Annotated in this window: 4 protein-coding genes; all 4 read left to right on the plus strand. The window is 50.2% G+C overall.

Annotated features, from left to right (window positions below; genetic code table 11):
* Positions 1–421: 421 nt before the first annotated feature.
* Genes HI950_RS35230 through HI950_RS35245 form a run of 4 tightly spaced genes read left to right on the plus strand, consistent with a single transcriptional unit; the run spans position 422 to position 3528 of the window.
* A complete protein-coding gene (locus HI950_RS35230) occupies positions 422–1750 on the plus strand; it encodes a HAMP domain-containing sensor histidine kinase (protein WP_187768224.1) in 1329 nt (442 codons plus the stop codon).
* 24 nt (positions 1751–1774) lie between these two features.
* Positions 1775–2461: a response regulator transcription factor gene (locus HI950_RS35235; RefSeq protein WP_317618509.1), complete on the plus strand. Its 687-nt coding sequence runs from the start codon at positions 1775–1777 to the stop codon at positions 2459–2461.
* Positions 2462–2485: 24 nt separating this feature from the next.
* Entirely contained in the window at positions 2486–2947 is a 462-nt protein-coding gene (locus HI950_RS35240) for a hypothetical protein (protein WP_169091731.1), read from the plus strand.
* Positions 2948–2952: 5 nt separating this feature from the next.
* On the plus strand, positions 2953–3528 hold the full coding sequence (locus HI950_RS35245) for a DUF3995 domain-containing protein (RefSeq protein WP_187768225.1): 576 nt from the start codon (positions 2953–2955) through the stop codon (positions 3526–3528).
* Positions 3529–3556: the final 28 nt, after the last annotated feature.

The raw sequence follows: 3556 nt of genomic DNA on the forward strand, positions 1-3556 counted from the left end.
CTAAGTGGCAGTCCGTTATGCATCCGAAGTATCGTCTGAAACACTCCTATAGAGGCAACCCATATCGTTTATTATAGTATATACTTTTTTGTAGAAGTGATAACTTCGTACCATGCCATAACGGAATTCATAGTGGCATGAAAGATTGCATTTACGAAAGGAGAAATCATGGTGGATCAAACATCCTGGGCTTTAGCAAAAAGCACCGTTACTCCGTGGTGGATGGGGAGTGGGTACGCGGCGTTCTCCTGGGTATTTATGTAAAATGGCAACTAGAAAAGAGAGTATTGTGCGGAAACGTTTTTTCAAGTCATTTCGACCGCTGCATTGGCGACTGACGCGATCCTATATGCTGATCAGCATTTTGGCCTGGCTCCTTGTAGAGCTACTGCTCCTCTTGGCGCTCGGGTGGGGAATGTATATGTCGCGCTCATTTTTGCTAACGAGTGCCTTGAAAAGCAATGCGAATGTGGCCGGTTCTTTGCTGGCAGGCGATCAAGGACCCGATCGTGCAGGCTTGACTCTTTGGCTCGAGCAGCAACAGCGAGTCGTGGACAAAGTGTTTTCTTACACGGGCATACTTGCTGTCGTTGACCGGCAAGGGCAAGTTATCGCTTCGACAGGGGTCGGCGTCCGCCCTCCGTCACATGGAACTTTGCTGTCGGCACAGCTCACAAATCAGGCAGCGGATCATTTGCAAATGTATCTCGACAGCCAGGGTGACGTCAAGTTGATAACGCATGAGAGCGCATCAACAGGAGTTCTCGTATTCATACCGCTTGGGGCAACGGAGAAGCAGGCAGATGGAATTCTCGTTATGCAAGCGGAAAACTTCAAGATTCATCCCTCGTTATGGCTTGGAATCGGCGTGACTGTCTTGCTTCCAGCCTCAGTAATCATAGTTCTATGTGTTGGAGCGGCAGGCGCTGTGTTTGGTGCGGTCACTTCACGGCCGCTCATCCGGAGATTCGGAACATTGGCGGATGCCGCTGACTATTGGAGTCGCGGCGATTTCTCCGTCTTGTTTGATGATCCGGGCGGAGACGAAATCGGACGGCTATCACGCCGCTTGAATCATATGGCTGAACAGCTCCGGCACCATGTGCAGGTGCGCCAAGAGCAAGCGGCTATGGACGAGAGGGGGAGAATGGCGCGTGATTTGCACGATAGCATCAAACAGCAGTTGTTCGCGCTATTCATGCAAATTAGTGGAGCGAAAGCACTTCTCCTGCAGGGGAAAGAAGGTGCGCTCCCCAGGCTGGAACAAGCAGAGGGCTTGCTGGGGCAGGTGCAGGACGATCTCACGAATCTGATCCATGAGCTGCGTCCCGCCATGCTGGAAGGCAAAAGGTTTCCGCAAGCGCTGCGCGAGCAAATCGAGCAATGGGCAGAGCGAACTGGGATCGATGCTGTTTTTCAAGTCCAAGGGATGAACCCGATCCCATTGCAGCTGGAAGAAGCCTTATACCGTCTGACACAAGAAGCGTTGTCGAATGTTGCACGCCACAGCGAGGCGCGTGCCGTTCGTATTCATCTCATGTTTGAACCGGATAGGACGACACTGGAAATATCCGATAATGGCCGAGGGTGTCATGTCTCAAGCAAAATAGGAAAAGGGGTCGGTCTCCTTTCCATGTCTGAACGGCTCCTTCCATTCGGAGGACAGGTTAGCTACCAGAGCAAGCCGGAGCAAGGGTTTGTCGTCACTGCAACGGTGCCGGACCATGGGCAGCAGGACAATGAAGCATGATGGAGCCTAAGTACGAGTCTATAAGTGAAGGGAGCGAGAATACCGATGGAGGATAAGATTCACATTGTGCTGGTTGATGATCATAGCTTGGTGCGCCAGGGAGTTCGATCATTTCTCGAAACGCAATCCGATTTGCGCATCGTGGGGGAAGCGGCTTCCGGAGAGGAAGCTGAACATCTTGTAGCCAATCTGGTGCCCGATGTCGTCCTGATGGATTTGTCGATGCCGGGAATTGGCGGGATTGAAGCGATCCGCCGAATAAAGAAACTCAGCCCCAATTCCCAGATTGTTGTGTTGACCTCTTTTCAGGAGGACGACTATATTTTTCCCGCTTTGCGTGCGGGAGCTCTTTCTTACGTATTAAAGAATGTCCAGTCGGGCGATCTTGCTGACATTATCCGAAAAGCGCGTGGCGGCGAAGCATTTCTCCATCCGCGCGTGGCCGCTCGGGTAGTGCAGGAGCTTCGCGAGGAACGAAAGGATATTCCGAACGTTTTCAATAATTTAACCGATCGTGAGCTTGAAGTATTGCGCCTTATCGCCCAAGGAAACGCCAATGCAGCAATCGCGCAATCGTTGGTCATCAGCGAGCAAACAGTGAAAGGCCATGTCAGCAATATCCTTGGCAAATTGCAGCTGGCGGATCGGACCCAGGCGGCGGTCTTCGCTTGGGAACAAGGCGTCGTTCAGCGCAAGCGAGGAGATGTATAAGTTGAGAGAAAAAGGAGTGATTATATGAAAGAACGAAATGAAAGGATGCAAACAACAGGTGAGAAATGGATGGGATACGGCGCGTTTGCCGCGGCGCTCGGGCTGGGCGTTATCCACTTTATCGGAAACCTCATCGGTTTCGTTAACGCACCTGCTGCGGAACAGAAGATAGGACTGTTTTTCGCATGGGGTGTACTTCCCAGCCTCATCTGTTTCATATTTGCGGCGGCGGCAATGACTCTTGTCCGCTTCTGGGGCGGAAGAAAATGGTTCCGGGCAGCGCTTGCTCTCACATGGACCGCTTTTACATTTATGAGTTTACACGATGTCTGGCATTTGATTCTCGCGGTGCAACGCAAGGACTTCATGATTTTCCTTTATATATTAGGGCCGGGTCCATGGTCTCTGATTGGAGCAGTCTTGTTTGGTTTCACCGCGTGGCGTGCACGGCGCAGATTGATAGACGGCATGACTAGGGAAGCGTGATAGATATGCATACGCAAACGCAACATACGCAAACAAAATCGTTGGTTTGGTCGGGTTACGCAGTTTTTATTTGGTCCATCGTTTATATGTTGCCACACCTTTACTGGGCTTTAGGCGGCACGATAGGGGAGAGTCTACTAAAACCTGATATCGTACAACATATCCATTTTGATTTGATTAATGGGATTGCATCTGTATTTCTAACCATTGCCGGAATCATTGGTCTTGCATTTATTTATTGGAGTAAGGGCAGATTTTCTAGTTATCTGTGGCTATTTATAGCCTGGGCAGGATGTTCGTTAGCTGCTTCACACGGCATTTATGGAATTGTTTATAGAATACTTCAAATCAGTGGGCTAGTCGGGTTGGAATCGGGATCATTTAACATCCATGAAGATGCCTTTGTGTTGTGGGATCTAGTGCTCTTTGAACCTTGGTTTTTAATCGAGGGGATATTATTTGGCCTATTAGGGTACTGTTTCTTGAAAAACGCCCGCAGCAGAAAATTCTGGCTGGCGGCTTGCATGATCGGCATTATTGTCGGTTTGGTCACTGGGATTATGGGTGTGCGATTTGCATAAGCAATTGGCAGGCAGAAGGATGCGCCCC

The organism is Paenibacillus sp. PL91, assembly GCF_012935325.2.
Classification (GTDB): Bacteria; Bacillota; Bacilli; order Paenibacillales; family Paenibacillaceae; genus Pristimantibacillus.